General features: G+C 62.4%; 15 protein-coding genes. 9 read left to right on the top strand and 6 right to left on the bottom strand.

The genetic code is table 11. From position 1 onward, the window contains the following. Positions 1-24: 24 nt before the first annotated feature. Positions 25-1,539, top strand: coding sequence for an L-piperidine-6-carboxylate dehydrogenase (gene amaB / locus NKH33_RS03465; protein WP_352918198.1), 1,515 nt, complete (start codon positions 25-27; stop codon positions 1,537-1,539). A 59-nt stretch (positions 1,540-1,598) separates the two neighbouring features. On the opposite strand, the gene NKH33_RS03460 is transcribed toward amaB, so the two are convergent. After that, on the bottom strand, positions 1,599-2,471 hold the full coding sequence (locus NKH33_RS03460; RefSeq protein ID WP_352539484.1) for a hypothetical protein: 873 nt from the start codon (positions 2,469-2,471) through the stop codon (positions 1,599-1,601). Between the two features lie 718 nt (positions 2,472-3,189). Here NKH33_RS03460 and NKH33_RS03455 point away from each other — a divergent pair. Continuing rightward, positions 3,190-4,002: a nucleotidyltransferase family protein gene (locus NKH33_RS03455; protein ID WP_352539322.1), complete on the top strand. Its 813-nt coding sequence runs from the start codon at positions 3,190-3,192 to the stop codon at positions 4,000-4,002. Beyond that, positions 3,995-4,747 carry a metallophosphoesterase family protein gene (locus NKH33_RS03450; RefSeq protein ID WP_352469581.1) on the top strand — a complete coding sequence of 251 codons (753 nt, stop codon included), beginning with the start codon at positions 3,995-3,997 and terminating at the stop codon, positions 4,745-4,747. Before NKH33_RS03455 ends, NKH33_RS03450 begins: the two co-directional genes overlap by 8 nt. A 320-nt stretch (positions 4,748-5,067) precedes the next feature. Here the strand turns inward: NKH33_RS03450 and NKH33_RS03445 are convergent, their stop codons facing one another. Continuing rightward, on the bottom strand, positions 5,068-6,681 hold the full coding sequence (locus NKH33_RS03445) for a DHA2 family efflux MFS transporter permease subunit (RefSeq protein WP_352539321.1): 1,614 nt from the start codon (positions 6,679-6,681) through the stop codon (positions 5,068-5,070). Beyond that, the gene (locus NKH33_RS03440) at positions 6,678-7,637 is read right to left on the bottom strand and encodes an HlyD family secretion protein (protein WP_352918368.1); all 960 of its coding nucleotides are present in this window, start codon (positions 7,635-7,637) and stop codon (positions 6,678-6,680) included. Before NKH33_RS03440 ends, NKH33_RS03445 begins: the two co-directional genes overlap by 4 nt. Before the next feature lie 484 nt (positions 7,638-8,121). Here NKH33_RS03440 and NKH33_RS03435 point away from each other — a divergent pair, with 484 nt between their 5' ends. Beyond that, the gene (locus tag NKH33_RS03435) at positions 8,122-8,553 is read left to right on the top strand and encodes a hypothetical protein (RefSeq protein WP_023675469.1); all 432 of its coding nucleotides are present in this window, start codon (positions 8,122-8,124) and stop codon (positions 8,551-8,553) included. Positions 8,554-8,839: 286 nt separating this feature from the next. Here the strand turns inward: NKH33_RS03435 and NKH33_RS03430 are convergent, their stop codons facing one another. From NKH33_RS03430 to NKH33_RS03420, 3 genes are all read right to left on the bottom strand, one after another. After that, a complete protein-coding gene (locus NKH33_RS03430) occupies positions 8,840-10,030 on the bottom strand; it encodes an NADH-quinone oxidoreductase subunit D (protein ID WP_352501918.1) in 1,191 nt (396 codons plus the stop codon). A gap of 66 nt (positions 10,031-10,096) precedes the next feature. After that, entirely contained in the window at positions 10,097-10,522 is a 426-nt protein-coding gene (locus tag NKH33_RS03425) for a hypothetical protein (RefSeq protein ID WP_352918195.1), read from the bottom strand. 146 nt (positions 10,523-10,668) lie between these two features. Next, on the bottom strand, positions 10,669-11,343 hold the full coding sequence (locus NKH33_RS03420; RefSeq protein WP_352918193.1) for a DUF2161 domain-containing phosphodiesterase: 675 nt from the start codon (positions 11,341-11,343) through the stop codon (positions 10,669-10,671). A gap of 341 nt (positions 11,344-11,684) precedes the next feature. Between NKH33_RS03420 and NKH33_RS03415 the strand changes: the two genes are divergently transcribed. The 5 genes from NKH33_RS03415 (at position 11,685) to NKH33_RS03395 (ending at position 17,088) form a co-directional block, all read left to right on the top strand. Further along, positions 11,685-12,512 (top strand): phosphogluconate dehydrogenase C-terminal domain-containing protein, encoded by an 828-nt coding sequence (locus tag NKH33_RS03415; RefSeq protein WP_352586635.1) that lies wholly within the window; start codon positions 11,685-11,687, stop codon positions 12,510-12,512. A gap of 265 nt (positions 12,513-12,777) precedes the next feature. Then, positions 12,778-13,719, top strand: a complete 942-nt coding sequence (locus tag NKH33_RS03410) for a D-ribose ABC transporter substrate-binding protein (protein ID WP_352469588.1) — start codon at positions 12,778-12,780, stop codon at positions 13,717-13,719. 113 nt (positions 13,720-13,832) lie between these two features. Further along, positions 13,833-14,486, top strand: coding sequence for a DUF2291 family protein (locus NKH33_RS03405; protein ID WP_352682588.1), 654 nt, complete (start codon positions 13,833-13,835; stop codon positions 14,484-14,486). Continuing rightward, positions 14,483-16,027 (top strand): sugar ABC transporter ATP-binding protein, encoded by a 1,545-nt coding sequence (locus NKH33_RS03400; protein WP_352469590.1) that lies wholly within the window; start codon positions 14,483-14,485, stop codon positions 16,025-16,027. Before NKH33_RS03405 ends, NKH33_RS03400 begins: the two co-directional genes overlap by 4 nt. Beyond that, a complete protein-coding gene (locus NKH33_RS03395; RefSeq protein ID WP_023675478.1) occupies positions 16,024-17,088 on the top strand; it encodes an ABC transporter permease in 1,065 nt (354 codons plus the stop codon). Before NKH33_RS03400 ends, NKH33_RS03395 begins: the two co-directional genes overlap by 4 nt. Position 17,089 lies beyond the last annotated feature (1 nt).

The raw sequence follows: 17,089 nt of genomic DNA, 5'->3' as shown, positions 1-17,089 counted from the left end.
CGACGGAATCTGAAAGGGATGAAAATGACGATTGCGAAGGAAACGGCCGGGCTTCTGGCGAAACTGGGCGTTGCCGAGCGCGCGCTTACGGGCGGCGATCTTATCGTGCGCAGCCCGGTGACCGGCGAGCAGATCGCCGCGCTGAAGACCATCTCGCCGGCCGATGCGGCAACGACCATCGACAATGCCCACAGAGCTTTCCTGGCGTGGCGGCAGGTGCCAGCTCCCAAGCGTGGCGAACTGGTGCGGCTGCTCGGCGAGGAATTGCGCACACACAAGGCCGAGCTTAGCCGGTTGGTATCGATCGAAGTCGGCAAGATCCCATCCGAAGGTCTTGGCGAAGTGCAGGAGATGATCGACATCTGCGATTTCGCCGTCGGTCTTTCCCGGCAATTGTACGGCCTGACCATCGCCACCGAGCGTCCCGGCCATCGCATGATGGAGACCTGGCATCCGCTCGGCGTCGTAGGCGTCATCTCGGCCTTCAACTTTCCGGTCGCGGTGTGGTCGTGGAACGCAGCACTTGCGCTGGTCTGCGGCGACGCGGTGGTGTGGAAGCCGTCGGAGAAGACACCGCTGACGGCGCTCGCCTGTGAGGCGATTTTTGCACGCGCGGTAAAGCGTTTCGGTGCTGACGCGCCGCAGGGACTGGCGCCCGTGCTGATCGGCGATCGCGCCGTCGGCGAGATCCTGGTCGATCATCCCAAGGTGCCGCTGGTCTCGGCCACCGGCTCGACGCGCATGGGCAGGGATGTCGGCCCACGGCTGGCGAAGCGCTTTGCCCGTGCCGTGCTGGAGCTCGGCGGCAACAATGCCGGCATCGTCTGCCCGACGGCCGATCTGGACATGGCGCTCCGCGCTATCGCCTTCGGCGCCATGGGCACGGCCGGCCAGCGCTGCACGACGCTCAGGCGCCTGTTCGTGCATGAGAGCGTCTATGACCAGCTCGTTCCGCGCCTGAAGAAGGCTTATGAGAGCGTCTCGGTCGGCAATCCGCTGGAGACAAGCGCTCTGGTTGGCCCGCTGATCGACAAGGCTGCCTACGAGAATATGCAGAAGGCGCTGGAGGAGGCGGCTTCGCATGGCGGTAAGATAACCGGCGGAATGCGGGTCGAGAACGGTCACCCCGACGCCTACTATGTGCGTCCGGCGCTGGTCGAAATGCCGCGGCAGGTTTCGCCGGTGACGGAGGAAACCTTCGCGCCCATCCTCTATGTGATGAAATATTCGGACTTCGACACCGTGCTAGAAGAACACAATGCGGTGGGAGCGGGGCTGTCATCCTCGATCTTTACCCGCGACCTGCAGGAATCCGAGCGCTTTCTTAGCGTCGACGGATCGGACTGCGGTATCGCCAACGTCAATATAGGCACGTCAGGGGCCGAGATCGGCGGTGCCTTCGGTGGCGAGAAGGAAACCGGCGGCGGCCGCGAGAGCGGCTCCGATGCCTGGAAGGCCTATATGCGGCGCGCCACCAATACGGTGAATTATTCCAAGGCGCTGCCGCTTGCGCAGGGCGTGTCGTTCGACATCGATTGAAATGCCAGATCTCCGTCGCGGCGGCGCCAAGGCTGCCACGACGGCGGTCGGCTCGCGGTTCAGCTGGCTTGCGAAGTTACAACACAGTTGTCGAAGGCTGCATCGATGATGGCGAGCTTGATGGCCTGGGCGGTCATGTATTCCTGATAGAACTCGCTCGACACCCACATGACCGAGTGACCGCGCTGGCCCAGCCAGCCGATGCTGCCGAGTTCTTCGGCATCGCGCAATTTGCGTGACAGGTGGGTGCGGGAAAGCTTGAGCCAGTTCGCGAAATCTCCAATTGAGACGACACCGGTCGGGATTCGGTCCAGGTCGGCATGATCGGGGTCGACGCCGGACATCAGCCAATCCATGACGATGCCGCCATTGTCGAGCCAGGTGAACAAGGAAAAGGTCTGTCTCGGCTCCCGCACGGCATGCGACGAAAGCAGGCCGTCGGCCACCAGCGGCTGCAGTTTGGCGAGCATGTCCGGTTGTGCGACGAATGCAGCCAGTCGAAATCCGCTGTCCAGGCTGTCCAGGCTGTCCAGCGTTCTGAGATGAGCCATGACCCAGCCGGCAACCGTCTCCAGAGTGCCCGCGGTCGGCTCAAAGGGGCGGATGCGCCCACATTTGATCGGCAGATGCCGGATGAAGCCGTAATGCAGCATCTCCTTCAGGAAGGCGTCGGCGGTGTTGCGGCTGGCCACCGAATGCCGGCAGATGTCGTCCATGAACCGTGCGGACGTAAGTCCCTTGCGATGATCGTCCGGCTCTCGATTGAAATACAAGGCAAGACCGATATGGGCCATCAGCCAACGTTGTTGGGTGGCGAATACGGAGGCCAGCCGCGGGTTCGCTTCATAGGTCTGGAGAAGCGTCCGCGACTGAGCCTGGACATGGCGACGCAGCGCCGGATGGCGGGCAATGTCTTCAGAAACCAGCGCCATCCCCGCCGAGCCCAACCAAATTTGCAACTGGAAATACGATCACAATTTCAGCCTTCGCGGGTCGTGTCCAGAGCCGGCGCATCAGGATACGAGCCGAATCCCGCCGGCTGGTAGCTGAATTCCGCCACTTGATCGCCGAGGCTGATCTCGCGAGGCGCTGATCTCCCTGCAGAAGGCTAGCCCGCTCGAACCCGCCAATGATGGCCTCGCCCCGTCCAGCCCGTGCTCCCGCCGATGGCGACGCGGAACCAACACAAGCTTTGCTCGTTGAAGAACGCTGATTTGGACTGAGACTGTGAGGAACTACAAAATGGAGAATGGCCTTTTCGCCACGCCGCCTGCACCGTTACGGAAAACAGAGTCGGTTTGGCTACGGGCGCTCAAATGGCTGTTGCGCCGGGTGCGCAGCGCCTCCGACAGCTCCGGAACCATGTTGAAGCCAATCCTTTCCGGACCTGAGGATGATAGCGGGCCTACTCCGCCTCGACGCGCTTGAGGCTGATTGCACTGCGATCCTGACGCCAAAATAACCGGTCGCATGTCTTTTCATCACTGCCGCGACGGCGACAGCCATGACCGCTTCGAAGGCCTGCGACGGCGATGTGTTCGCCTGATGCAGCGGCGGGAGCGGCAGTGCCGCGTAACGGCGGGAACCATTGGGCGTGCTTGGCTATTAGATACAGGCGGCTGCTGGTCTGCCGGGCCAGGAGCCATAGCTATGATCATTAATCCCCCACCGGAAAGCGCCATCCCGGCATCCGTTCCGTCGGTCGATCCAAAAGCCGCCCCGACGCCTCGCAATGCCGAAGCGGAGGTCTTTTATATCGAGGCGATCCGCGAGCTTGTCACGACCGGCATCCCCTTTCTCGTCGCCGGCACCTATGCCGTAAGCGCCTATACCGGGATCACCCGCCTGACCAAGGATCTCGATATTTTCTGCAAGGCCGGCGACTGCCCGCGCATCCTCGCCCATTTCAAGCGGATCGGTTACGCCGTCGTGGTCGAGGACGACCGGTGGCTCGGCAAAGTGTTCAAGGGCACGCATTTTTTCGACGTCATTTTCGCCTCGATGAACGGCACAATGCCCGTCGACGACCTGTGGCTGGAGCACGCCCGTCAGGGCGAATTGCTGGGCAGCCAGGTGCGGATCATCGGCCCAACCGAGCTTATCTGGTCCAAAAGCTTCATCCAGGACCGCCGCCGCCACGATGGCGCCGACGTCGCGCACACCATCCTCAAGGCGCACGACCAGATCGATTGGCAAAGGCTGCTTTCCTACATGGAAGTCCATTGGGAAGTCTTGCTGATGCATCTCTTGAACTTCCGATGGATCTATCCGACGGAGCGAGACCGTGTGCCGGCGTGGCTGCTCGACGAATTGCTCGACCGGCTGGCCAAACAGCGCGAACTGCCGCCTTCCCGGATGCGGATCTGCCGCGGGCGCATGCTTTCACGAACCGACTATGAGATCGACGTCAAGGAATGGGGCTTTGCCGACGTCGGCGGTGAAGGAGAATATAGCGATGGCTGACGAACTCAAACCTGCTTCGGCAAAGGCGGAAAACGGCGGCACACTCAAGATCGCCGCCATTGGCGATCTGCATGTCGGCAAGGAGGACCAGGCGTCGTACCGCGATCTTTTCGGCGAGATGTCGCGCGAAGCCCAGGTTCTCGTGCTGACCGGCGACCTTACCAATCTCGGCAAGCCTCGGGAGGCCGAAATCCTTGCCGAGGAACTGCGTGCCTGCACGATCCCGGTCGTCGCCGTACTTGGCAACCACGACTATGAGTCAGGCGCCGTCGAGCAGGTCACCGACATTCTGCGCCAGGCGGGCGTTCATCTGCTCGATGGCGAGGCGACGGAGATTCACGAGGTCGGGTTCGTCGGGGTCAAGGGTTTCGTTGGCGGTTTTGGATCGCGCATGCTCGGCTCCTTCGGCGAACCGGCCATCAAGTCGATGGTGGCGGAAAGCGTGAACGAAGCGATGCGGCTTGAAAACGCGATGCGGCAGGTCCGCGCCAAACGCACGCTTGTCGTTCTGCACTACGCGCCTGTCGTCGAGACGGTCGAAGGCGAGCCGCTGGAGATCTTCCCATTTCTCGGTTCGTCACGCCTGGCCGAAACAATAGACCGGTTCCAGGTCAGTGCGGTGGTGCATGGTCATGCGCATCGCGGCGCCTACGAGGGCCGTACGCCGGGCGGGGCGTCGGTCTATAACGTTGCCATGCATGTCGCCAAGCCGACGGGCCGCCCCTACGCCATGCTCGAAATCTGACAGGCAGCGCCACTGGCGCAAGCAATCGCCCGTGCACGCTGCAGAACGATCATGGCACTTGCCGGGTAACAGCCATCCGCTTCGGTGGAATGTCGTTTTCATCCGGGTTGGGAACGGGATCTTCGTCGGGGAGCCTGTCGGGGTCCGGCTCACGCACGGGCTTGGGATCGGGGATGGGAGGCGGTGGCACCGGGGTCGGTGTTGGCTCGGGTGTGGGAATAGTGGCCATCGTAATCATCTCCTCTTGGCGCAGAACAACGCAACGGGTCGGCTGGTTCCCGGCTTGCCCGTTTTTGGAACTACACCGTCGCGCCTGCGGGTCAGCCCATCTCCGGATTCGGCTGGCTGCCGCCTGACTTGCTTGACCGCAGCAGCAGCGCCAGCGGAACGAGCAGGGCGGTTGCCACCGCGCAGTAGCGGAAGACATCGACATAGGCGAGCAGCGTGGCCTGGCGAGCGATCAACTGACCAAGCCAGGCGATCGCCTGCTGCTTCGCCTCGACCATTGGCGAACCCTGGGCGACGAAATGCTCGGTCGCCTGCCGAAGCGCCTGCTGATAGGCGGGCGACGACTGCACGGTGTGGCCGACCAGATTCGATTGATGGATCTGGGAGCTTTGCGCAATGACGGTGTTGGACAGCGAGACGCCGATGCTGCCGCCGATATTGCGTGCAACGTTGATCAGCGCAGATGCCTGGTTGGTCTTCTGCGGGGGCAGGCCGACATAGGCCGCGGTCGAGATGGGAATGAACAGGAACGGCAGCCCGACCATCAGGAAAACACGGGCAAAGGCAAAGAAGCGGAAGCTGGCGTCCGGAGTAAGCGAGGTCATATGCCAAAGGGCCACTGCGACCACCGACATGCCCATCATGATCAGATATTTGGGCTGCACGATGCTGCCTACAAATCCGGACACCGGCATCAAGATCAACATGGCGATGCCGCCCGGCATCATCGAAAGGCCCGAGAGCGTCGCGGTGTAGGCAAATGTCGTCTGCTGCAGCTGAGGCACGATCTGGGTGGTGCTGAACAGGATAGCACCGACCGCCATCATGACCAGGAACGCCGTGCCGAACTGGCGCGTGAATAATAGGCGCATGTCGACGACCGGATCGCTGCGACTGAGTTCCCATGGGATAAGCAGCAGGAACGCGATCGCGGAAATCACTGCGAAAGTGGTGATGAAATCCGAGGCGAACCAATCGTAGCGCTGGCCCCGGTCGAGAAAAATCTCCAGGCACCCCAATGCCGTCGCTACCAGGACGAACCCGATCCCGTCGATCTTCAGGCCGCCTTTCAGCCGTTCCTTGCGTTCGCGTTCGAGTACGTCCGGTTCGACCAACAGCCATTGCACCAGGGCCAGCGACAGGATGCCGAACGGCACGTTGATGAAGAAGATCCAGTGCCAGGAGAAATGGTCGGTCAGCCAGCCGCCGATCGTCGGCCCGACCGTCGGTGCGACGATGACGGCAATGCCGTAAAGCGCGAAGGCCTGCGAGCGCTTTTCTGGCGGAAAGGTATCGGCAAGGATCGATTGCTCGCTTGGCGCCATGCCGCCGCCGCCGAGTCCCTGAAGGACCCTGAACAGGATGAGCAGTTCCAGGTTGGGCGCCAGTCCGCACAGCAGCGACGCGACGGTAAAGGTCGCAACGCAGAGCATGTAGTAGCGCTTGCGGCCGATGACGCTTGCCAGCCAGCCGCTGACCGGGATGATCACCGAGTTGGCAACGAGATAGGTGGTAATCACCCAGGTGCTTTCGTCCATTCCGGCCGCCAGGCTGCCGGCGATGTTGCGCAGGGCGACATTGGCGATCGAGGTGTCGAGCACCAGCATGAAAGTGGCGATGGAGACGACGACGGCGATAAGCCAGGGATTGTGCGTCCCGGCGGCGGATCGGCTTTCACCCTGATTTCTGGCGGTTTCGCCGCTCATCGCACCTTGACCGTCGGCACCACCGACAGGCCCGGCCCGAGAAGCACATCCGGCGGCTTGTCGAAGACGATCTTGACCGGCACGCGCTGTACCACCTTGACGAAATTGCCGGTGGCATTTTCGGCCGGCAGGAGGCTGAAGGCGGTGCCGCTGCCGGCCTGAATACTGTCGACGCGACCATGGAAGGACTTGTCCGGGTAGGCGTCGATGTCGATGTCGACCGGCTGTCCCTGCCGCATCAGATCGAGCTGCGTCTCCTTGAAATTGGCCTTCACCCAGACCTCGTCGGGAACGAACATCATCAATACCTGGCCAGGTTGGGCGTAGGTGCCGTTAGCCGCAGAAATGCTCGTTGCCCGCCCGGCTGCGGGTGCTGTGATAGTCGTGCGTGACAGCGTCGTGCGGGCTTGCTCCTGGCTGGCCTTGGCCTGCTCGAGCTGCGCCTCGGCGCTCCTGGCCTGTGCCTGCAAGACCGAAACCTGGCTTTTTGCGGAGGCGACATTGGCCTCGGCGCTGTCCAGCGCGGCCTGGTCCTGACGCAACGTCGATGCCGCCTGCTGCGCCTGCTGCTGCGTTGCCGTGCCCCTGGCCAGGAGTTCGCGATTGCGTTGATCCTCGGCCTTGGCGAAATCCAGCGCTGCCTTGGCCTGTGCAACCTGCCTCTGGGCAGCGTTTACCTTTGCGTTTTGAGCCTCGATCTGGGCGGCGACATTGACGATTTCGGCCTCGGCCGCGGCGACGCCGGCATCGGCCTGCTTCAGGTTTGCCTGATAGTCGCTGTCGTCGATACGCAGGAGGACATCGCCCGCCTGTACATGCTGATTGTCGGTAACCGCCAGCTCGGTAAGGCGGCCGGCTATTTGCGCACCGATCGTCACTGTGCGCGCATCTATGAAGGCGTCGTCGGTCGATTCGTACTGGCGAGCGTTCAGCCACCAGATCGCGATGCCTGCCACGACGAGCAACAGCGCAAGCGCGATGGCTGCGGCCGCATAGGGATGGCGCCTGGGAAAGCCGAGCAGACCGGCCTTTCGTTGCGAGGCATTCCCGTCGGGTTTTTCCTGCCGGGGCTCTGCCGATCGCTCACGAGATTCTCGAACCGGGGCCGGTTGCTCCCGGGTTTCATTTACAGGCTCGACGTCTTGCTCGACGCGTTGAGGCTTCGTGTCCAACGGAATTGCTTTCAAGATTGATATTGCAGCCGCCGAAGCGGACGCAAAGCCAAACGGCAAGCTTCCGCAAAAGTTCCTGTCCGGAAACGGGTTCGGTTAACCGGTCGACATCGAACACAGGCGGGGGCGCGTCGGAATTCGAGCGCCGCTTCACCGGGCAGGTGATCCGTACGCCTCATGTTGCGGCGGTCCGGCCTTGTCAGCGCTCCATGGCGCGATAATTGCTCATATAGGCGTGGGCGAATTCACCTGTCGACAGGAGCCGACCATGAAACATCAAACACTCGACCAACTGCAGGCCGTCGCGGAAGTTGAGTCCTTCGCGGCGTATCCGGCGATGACTCGAACCCAGCGGATTGAACGTTGGGCGGAACTTCTCGAACAAAACCCGACGCGATGCCTTGGGGCGCTTCCAGGCACCGAATATATGAACAGGGAAGCGCGCGACAGATCGCGTGGCGCTGGGACGCCGCTCACTGTCGCCTTCGAGGATCCGGTTCTGCGTGCCATGGGCCTCAGCGATGATACCTATGGTGAGGCAAAGCGCTTCTTCGAACTGAGCGACCGGCAGTTGCACCAAATCGTCTGCCATTGCCATGTCGGCGCTACGATGCAAGCGAGATGGGCCGCTGCCAGGGTGCGCGGGATAGTTCGCGGCAACAGATTTGTTGCCTGGATGAAGGGCTTGATCGTGCATTGAGGCGGTACGAGGAACGGCGGAACACGCGTTCTTTCCGCGCCGTGGAGAGCGCTTCCGAACTTGGAAGGGCTCGTGCGCCGTCGGGCCGCGCAGATTGTGAAACTCCTCGACGCTTGGCTGCGCCTTGTCGCGGCCATGCGTCCGTCTTTGATGTGAGAATTTGAGCTGGCCCGCCACAGGTGAGAGCCTTCGTCTGACCGGCGGTCGAGCGCCGTCCAGGCCTGCCTGCGCGGCTACTAACGACGAATGATCCTGCGATCGGGGAAGATCCTGCGACCTGGCTAAACTAGCGATCGATTTCTCCGAACACGATGTCGAGCGAGCCGATGATCGCGGCAACATCGGCGATCATATGGCCTCGGGACAGGAAATCCATCGCTTGCAGGTGGGCGAAGGAAGGTGCGCGGATCTTGCATCGGTAGGGAACGTTGCCCCCGTCCGACACGAGGTAGACGCCGAATTCACCCTTCGGCGCCTCGACGGCGGCATAGACTTCACCGCTCGGCACGCGAATGCCTTCGGTATAAAGTTTGAAGTGGTGGATCGTCGCTTCCATCGAGCGCTTCATCGTGGCACGCGGCGGCGGCGTGATCTTGTGGCTCGGAATCGCGACCGGTCCCTGGCCTTCTGGTGAGCGCAACTTTTCCAGACATTGCCGCATGATCCGGACCGACTGGCGCATTTCCTCCATGCGGACGAGATAGCGGTCGTAGCAGTCGCCATGCTTGCCGACTGGGATATCGAAATCCATCTCCGAATAGCATTCGTATGGCTGCGCCTTGCGCAGGTCCCAGGACGCGCCCGATCCGCGCACCATCACGCCGGAAAAGCCCCAGGCCCAGGCATCATCGAGGCCGATCACCCCGACATCGACATTGCGCTGCTTGAAAATGCGGTTCTCGGTCAACAGCTCTTCGAGATTGTCGCAGACCTTGAGGAACGGATCGCAGAACTTCCAGATGTCGTCTAGGAGTTCCGGCGGCAGATCCTGATGCACGCCGCCGACCCTGAAATAATTCGCGTGCATGCGGGCGCCGGACGCGCGCTCATAAAAGACCATCAGCTTCTCGCGCTCGGCGAAACCCCAGAGCGGCGGCGTCAGCGCGCCGATGTCCATGGCTTGCGTGGTGACGTTGAGGAGGTGCGATAACAGCCGGCCTATTTCGCAGAAAAGCACGCGGATGAGCTGTCCGCGTTTCGGAACCGATATTTCGAGGAGCTTCTCGGCGGCGAGACAGAATGCATGCTCCTGGTTCATCGGCGCGACGTAGTCGAGCCGGTCGAAATAGGGCAAGGCCTGCAGGTAGTTCTTGTACTCGATGAGCTTTTCGGTGCCGCGATGCAGCAGGCCGATATGGGGATCGGCGCGTTCCACGATCTCGCCGTCGAGTTCGAGCACCAGCCGCAGGACGCCGTGAGCGGAGGGATGTTGTGGCCCGAAATTGATGGTGAAGTTGCGAACTGCAGCCTCGGCCACGACAGTCCTCCGCGATCAAGCGGGCTTTGGTTCCGTGCCGGAGCCGGCTTGTCCGCTTTCAGCCGCTCACGTCGTCGTCTGGATGATCAGCGTGAGCGTGCCGTCGCCGTCGATATTGGCTGCGACGACCTGCGTGGAATTAAGCCCGTTCGCCGCCAGCGCCGATGCCGCCTGCGGCGATGCGTCGATCGAACTTTGCAGGATGCGCAAATCCTCGGCGCTGGTCTGGGTGACGACGGCCTCCGCCTGTGCCTTGATGTCAGGAGGCAGATCCTCCATCGCCACGATTGTCACTGCGGTGAAATTCTGGGCGGAGAAGGCTTGGTCAGGTGTAGCCTGGTCGGGAGTGGTCCCTTCGGGCGTGGCTTGCTCTGGCAGGGTTTGCGGGGCCGTCGGCGGGACAGGGGCAAGCTCTGGTGCCACGGATTGCGCATAGACCGGCGAGGCAAGGGCCAGTGCCGAAAGTGTGGCAATTGTCGTCGATAGGCGCATAGCCGTTCCTTCCGTTTGCTCAGCGGACGATCAATTCGGTGACGACAAAACCATCGTGTCGAAATATGGTTCCGTGACGAGGTGATGTCTTGCCGAAAGCCGTGATTGTCGCGGAAAGCAGGGCGCGAAATCCGGCGTTGCCTGTCTCAGGCAGCGGTGTGGCTGCGATCGGGCTGCGGCCAGCGCTGCAACGCCTCACGGCCCTGAGCGGTCAGTTCGTAGATCCCGCGATCGGTGCGCGCGAACCAGCGATACACATTGTGCAGCAGGATCTTAGGCGCGTTCGGCAGGTTGGGCTTCAAGTCACGCGGCCGCTTTGGGCCATCGGCGAGGGCTGCGGCGCATGCCAGCGCCTGCTGGCGATAAGCGGTCATGATCGGCGCACGCGAGCCGCCGCCGGCGACAGGATCGCCCTGCCGACGCCGATGTTCGTCAATTAGCTTCGAGCGGCGCCGGGGATCCCGACGCGGAGCCAATGCCGTCGGGCTGAGCAGCACCTGAACCTCGCCGTTCGGTCGCACGCCAAGCAGGCCAAAGCCGAGCCGACGGCAGAGATTGCGGTATCTCACATCGCTCTCACGGCCCTTGCCACGGGCCGACATGCATGCCGCTAGCCAGACCTCGTCGCTCGCCGCCATACGGTCGACGCCCTGGAGCACCAGTTCGAGGTTGAACTTCAGCTTCAGCTCGCAGATGACGACGATCGGCGGAGAGTCGGCACTCAGCGCCAGCAGATCGCAGCCGCCGATCTCGCCCTTGACCATAAATCCCAGGCCTTCCAGGAAGGTCTTGACCGGGCTGTAGAGTGAAGTTTCGAGCATGGGCCTTTGTCGGCTGCGAATCATTCCGCCGATCGGCGGTTCAGCGCGATGATCGCTCCTTGCCGTTGAACAGGAGGTAAACGACGGCCAAGCAAGTGGTCAGAGCCGTGCCATGGCCGCTTGCCAATTTGGTATGCTGGTATAATGTGTACCTAAGGTAGCATGCTCCGCGTAGCTGCGCTGTGCTGGACATCCGGGCGCCCGAGACATCGTCCATGGCATCGTCATTTGAGCGGCGGCTCCCCTGCGTTCTCTAATCCGCCGACCGGCGGCAATGTGCATACAAGTCAATGGGATGACGATCGGCAGGGCCGTCGTTGGAATTCAGGAGTAACGGACACATGACAACGATTGCGCTGTTTGGTGCGGGCGGCAAAATGGGTTACCGTCTGTCGACCAATTTTCGCGGATCTCCCTATACGATACGCCATGTCGAGGTCAGCGACGCCGGCCGCGAGCGGCTTAAGTCGGGCCTCGGCATCGATGCCGTCAGCGCCGATGAGGCGCTTGATGGAGCCGATGTGGTGATCCTGGCGGTGCCGGACACGCACATCGGCAAGGTCGCGGCGAGTATCGAGAGCAAGCTTGCATCAGGCACGATGGTCGTCGTGCTCGACGCCGCGGCACCTTTCGCCGGGCATTTGCCGAAGCGGCCGGACCTGACCTATTTCGTCACCCACCCGTGCCATCCGCCGATCTTCAACGACGAGACCGACATGGCGGCCAAGAAGGATTATTTCGGCGGCGTCAAGGCCAAGCAGCACATGGTCAGCGCCTTGATGCAGGGACCCGAGGAAGATTTCGCCAAGGGTGAGGCGATCGCAAAGATCATCTGGGCGCCGGTCATGCGCTCGCATCGCGTCACGGTCGATCAGATGGCGCTGCTCGAGCCCGGCCTTTCTGAAACGGTGTGCGCCTCGCTGCTCGTCATCATGAAAGAGGCCGTCGACGAGGTGGTGGCGCGCGGGGTCGACAAGCAGGCGGCGCTCGATTTCCTGCTTGGGCATATGAACGTGCTTGGCGCCGTCATCTTCGGCGAAACCAAAGGCGTGTTCTCCGACGCCTGCAACAAGGCGATAGAGTTCGGCAAGCCGGTGCTGATGCGCGACGACTGGAAGCGGGTGTTCGAGCCGGAGGAGATTGCCGCGAGCATTCAGCGCATCACTTGAGGGCAGCGACGCGTTCTCCGGAACATGTCACCTGAAATTGTCATTGACTCATTATACCAGTTGGCTTAGCTGTTTGATGGATCGGACCGTCAAGCTTCGCCGCAGGATCAGGCGCTGGATGAGTGGAGGATAGGGGGAGCGATCCTTCGAGGTGAAGCCGGCCAAGGGCTTGTGAATCTGACGCGACCCGCCGCCTACGGCCGGCTAACGAAATCGAATGCATATAGCCTTGGGATAAGGCACGGATTTTCAACGGGAGGAATACATGAAACTGACACGCAGAATGACGCTTGCGGCTTTTGCCGGCATGCTGGCGCTTGGCACCGCCGCACCCGCCTATGCGGCGGATTTGATCGCCATCATCACGCCCTCGCATGACAATCCGTTCTTCAAGGCGGAAGCTGTCGGCGCGGAGGCGAAGGCCAAGGAACTCGGCTACGAGGCGTTGGTGCTCGTCCATGACGACGACGCCAACAAGCAGTCCGAATTGATCGACACGGCGATTGGCCGCGGCGCCAAGGCGATCATCCTCGACAATGCCGGCGCCGACGCCACCGTCGCCGCGGTGCAGAAGGCCAAGGACGCAGGCGTTCCTTCCTTCCTGATCGATCGCGAGATCAATGCCACCGGCGTTGCCGTCGCGCAGATCGTCTCCAACAATTATCAGGGCGCCCAGCTCGGCGCGCAGGAATTCGTCAAGCTGATGGGCGAGAAGGGTAATTTCGTCGAGCTCGTCGGCAAGGAATCCGACACCAATGCCGGCATCCGCTCCAAGGGTTACCACGACGTCATCGACGACTATCCGGACCTGAAGATGGTGGCGCAGCAGTCGGCCAATTGGAGCCAGACCGAGGCCTATTCAAAGATGGAATCGATCCTCCAGGCCAATCCCGATATCAAGGGCGTGATCTCCGGCAACGACACGATGGCGATGGGCGCTCATGCGGCACTTGCCGCTGCCGGCCGCAAGGACGTCATCGTCGTCGGCTTCGACGGGTCGAACGACGTGCGCGACTCGATCACCTCCGGCGGCATCAAGGCGACAGTCCTGCAGCCGGCCTTCGCGCAGGCGCAGATGGCGGTCGAGCAGGCCAACGACTTCATCAAGAACAAGAAGTCTCCGGCCGAGGAAAAGCAATTGATGGATTGCGTCCTGGTCAATGGCGACAATGCCGCCAAGCTGGAGACGTTCGCGCTCACCAACTGAGCCGGCGTAACATCAAGCAGCAAGGGACGAGCCTCCGGTTCGTCCCTTGCTTCCATTTCGCCCTTGCCTCCATTTCTCTGGGTGCTCCTGACCGCCATGCCGAACGAGCCGACATGTTCAACACGCTGACCCGGCCGATCCTTGTCGCGTTGTTCCTCGCAGCAATAGGCAGCCTGACCGCCTGCAAGATCCTGCCGACGCCGTCGGCGGAAAACGGCGGCACTGGCTCCGCATTCGATCCCGACAAGATGGTCGCGGACATCTGGGCGGCGAAAGTCATACCCTATCTGCAGCAGAAGGCCGGGCCGTTTGCCGAGGTTCACACCTTGGCCAAGACCGATCCCGCCGCTGCCGGCGCCAAATACGGCAACCCGAAGAAGCAGGCGAATTCGCCATGGACCTTCGCCGTTCGGCTCGAGGGCAAGGTCGTGGCAGCCAACACACAGTCACGCGCGGCGACGATGGACGTCGATGCCGACGGCGACGGCAAGGCGGACGCGCGGGTGCAGATCGGACCCGCCATGCGCGGAACCGCGCTGCGCGACAGCCTCGACTTCATCCAGTTCAACGATTTCACCAACCAGATCGACTTCGCCCAGTTCGGCAAGGCTTTCAACGCCTATGCCGACAAGACCGTGCTTTCCAAGCTGCCGCGCGAGGCACTCGAGGGCCGCAGCGTCGAGGTACTTGGCGCCTATACGCCGGGCAGTGGCCAGGACCTGCCGCTGGTGACGCCGGCGGAGGCAAAGATCGGGCCGAAGTCATGAGCGGCGATCAAGATGTCATCCTGAAGCTGGAGGACGTCTCGAAAGTCTATTCCGGCACCGTCGCGGTCAAGCGGGCGAATTTCGAGGTGCGCAAAGGCGCGGTCAACGTGCTGGTCGGCGAAAACGGAGCCGGCAAATCGACGCTGATGAAGATCATCGCCGGCGTCGAGCAACCGACGCTCGGGCGCATCCTGCTGGACGGCGAGGAGGTTTCATTCTCGTCTTCCGGTGATGCCGTGAGCCGCGGCATCGGCATGGTTTTCCAGGAGCTGAATCTGTTCGGCAATCTGACTGTCGCCGAAAATATTTTCGCCACCCGCGAGATCACCAACCGCTTCCGCAAGATCGACCGCAAGGAGCAGGAGCGCCGCGCGGCGGAGTTCCTTGAACGCCTGGAAGCCGGCATCCGGCCCGACATGCTGGTCGAGGATCTGCGCATCGGCCAGCAGCAGCTGGTCGAGATCGCCAAGGCGGTTTCGCTCGATGCGCGCATCCTGATCATGGATGAACCGACCTCGGCGCTCAGCGCGGCGGAAGTCGAGATCCTGTTCAAGGTGATTGCCGACCTCAAGGCACGCGGCGTGGCAATCGTCTACATCTCGCACCGGCTCGAGGAACTGATCCGCATCGGCGACACCATCACGGTGCTGCGCGACGGCCGCATCACCGGCCAGGCGGAGATGAAAGACGTCGACACCCAGTGGATCGTGCGGCAGATGATCGGCTCGGATGCCAAGGACTTCGCCAAGGCCGACGGCCATGTGCCGGGCGAGGAAATATTCCGCGCCGAGGACATCTGCCTGCCGCGCGTCACCGGCGGGCTTGCGGTCGATCACGTCTCGCTGTCGCTGCGCGCCGGCGAAATTCTCGGCATCTATGGCCTGATGGGCGCCGGACGCAGCGAGCTGTTCGACTGCATCATGGGCCGCCACGGCCATTCGACGGGCACGATATTCATTGCCGGCAAGAAAGTGCACGAGCGCGACACGACGCGGCGCATCCGGCGCGGCCTGGCGCTGATCCCCGAAGACCGCCAGCGCGAAGGGCTGGTGTCAATCCTCTCCGTCGCCAGCAATCTGACGCTGGCCAGCCTGTCGCGGTTCGTGCGCCTGTTCCACATTCGCGGTGCCGCCGAACGACAGGCGGTGGCCCGGACGGTGCGCGAACTGGCGATCAAGGTCGCCGATCCGGCGCAGGAAGTCTCGTCGCTGTCAGGCGGCAACCAGCAGAAGGTGGTGATCGGCAAGGCGCTGCTCACCGGGCCGAAGGTGCTGTTGATGGACGAGCCCAGCCGCGGCATCGACGTCGGCGCCAAGGCCGACGTGTTCCGCACCATGCGCAAGCTGTCGCGCGACGGCCTGGGGATTCTGTTTGCCACCTCCGATCTCGACGAAGTGATGGCGTTGTCCGACCGCATCGCGGTGATGAGCAATGGAAAACTGACCGGCATGTTCGACCGCGCCGAGGCGACGGAGGCCGCACTCGTCGCTGCCTCCGCCTTCGGCCACGGACCGGTCCCGCACGGAGAGCAAGACGCATGACTGACATCCCAGCCAAGGCGGCGGTCAACTCCATGTCGGGCGGCTCGGTCCTGCTGACGCTGATGAAGGCGAGGACGTTCATCGCGCTGATCGCCGTGCTGTTATTCTTCTCGATAGCCGCCCCCAATTTCCTATCGGCCGCCAATCTTATCCTGATGTCGAAGCATGTGGCGCTGAACGCATTCCTCGCAATGGGCATGACCTTCGTCATCATCACCGGCGGCATCGACCTGTCGGTCGGCTCGATCGTCGGCCTGTGCGGCATGGTGGCCGGCTATCTCGTGCTCAACGGCATCGACCTGCAGGTCGGCTACACCATCTATTTCAACGTCTTCGAGATCGCGCTGATCACGCTTGCCGTCGGCATATTGATCGGCGCCGTCAACGGCTTGCTGATCACCAGGCTCAACGTTGCGCCTTTCATTGCCACGCTCGGCGTGCTCTACGTCGCACGCGGCCTGGCGCTGCTGTCGTCGGACGGCCGTACTTTCCCTAATCTCGTCGGCAAGCCGGAGCTCGGCACCACCGGATTCGGCTTTCTCGGCGCCGGCCGGTTGCTCGGCCTGCCGGTTGCGCTCTGGATTTTGCTCGTCGTTGCGCTAGGGGCGGCCTATCTCGCCAAGTACACCCCGCTCGGCCGCCACATCTTCGCGGTTGGTGGCAATGAACGGGCGGCGCGGATTTCGGGCGTCCGCGTCAATATGGTGAAGATGTTCGTCTACATGTTCTCCGGCTTCTGCGCGGCGATCGTCGGGCTGATCATCTCGTCGGAGCTGATGGCGTCGCATCCGGCGACCGGAGAGAGCTTCGAGCTCAACGCCATTGCCGCGGCGGTGCTCGGCGGCACCTCGATGTCGGGCGGTCGCGGCACGATCGGCGGCACCATTGTCGGCGCCTTCGTAATCGGCATCCTTTCGGACGGGCTGGTGATGATGGGAGTGAGTTCGTTCTGGCAGATGGTGATCAAGGGCCTCGTCATCATCGTCGCCGTCGTCGTCGACCAGGCACAGCGCCGGCTGCAGAGCCGTGTCACGCTGATGCAGATGGCAAAGGCCGGCTGAC

This window comes from Mesorhizobium sp. M1182, from assembly GCF_040318335.1.
In the GTDB taxonomy this organism is placed as follows: Bacteria; Pseudomonadota; Alphaproteobacteria; order Rhizobiales; family Rhizobiaceae; genus Mesorhizobium.
The sequence above is the reverse complement of the archived record's forward strand: the minus strand, read 5'-3'. Positions and strand labels throughout refer to the sequence as shown.

Bases quoted from the DNA above. Each gene is read 5' to 3' on its own strand.
- NKH33_RS03450 (WP_352469581.1), top strand. From the start codon at position 3,995: ATGGCTGACGAACTCAAACCTGCTTCGGCAAAGGCGGAAAACGGCGGC.
- NKH33_RS03455 (WP_352539322.1), top strand. From the start codon at position 3,190: ATGATCATTAATCCCCCACCGGAAAGCGCCATCCCGGCATCCGTTCCG.
- NKH33_RS03445 (WP_352539321.1), bottom strand. From the start codon at position 6,681: ATGAGCGGCGAAACCGCCAGAAATCAGGGTGAAAGCCGATCCGCCGCC.
- NKH33_RS03425 (WP_352918195.1), bottom strand. From the start codon at position 10,522: ATGCGCCTATCGACGACAATTGCCACACTTTCGGCACTGGCCCTTGCC.
- NKH33_RS03435 (WP_023675469.1), top strand. From the start codon at position 8,122: ATGAAACATCAAACACTCGACCAACTGCAGGCCGTCGCGGAAGTTGAG.
- NKH33_RS03400 (WP_352469590.1), top strand. From the start codon at position 14,483: ATGAGCGGCGATCAAGATGTCATCCTGAAGCTGGAGGACGTCTCGAAA.
- NKH33_RS03410 (WP_352469588.1), top strand. From the start codon at position 12,778: ATGAAACTGACACGCAGAATGACGCTTGCGGCTTTTGCCGGCATGCTG.
- NKH33_RS03460 (WP_352539484.1), bottom strand. From the start codon at position 2,471: ATGGCGCTGGTTTCTGAAGACATTGCCCGCCATCCGGCGCTGCGTCGC.
- NKH33_RS03415 (WP_352586635.1), top strand. From the start codon at position 11,685: ATGACAACGATTGCGCTGTTTGGTGCGGGCGGCAAAATGGGTTACCGT.
- NKH33_RS03420 (WP_352918193.1), bottom strand. From the start codon at position 11,343: ATGCTCGAAACTTCACTCTACAGCCCGGTCAAGACCTTCCTGGAAGGC.
- NKH33_RS03405 (WP_352682588.1), top strand. From the start codon at position 13,833: ATGTTCAACACGCTGACCCGGCCGATCCTTGTCGCGTTGTTCCTCGCA.
- amaB (WP_352918198.1), top strand. From the start codon at position 25: ATGACGATTGCGAAGGAAACGGCCGGGCTTCTGGCGAAACTGGGCGTT.
- NKH33_RS03395 (WP_023675478.1), top strand. From the start codon at position 16,024: ATGACTGACATCCCAGCCAAGGCGGCGGTCAACTCCATGTCGGGCGGC.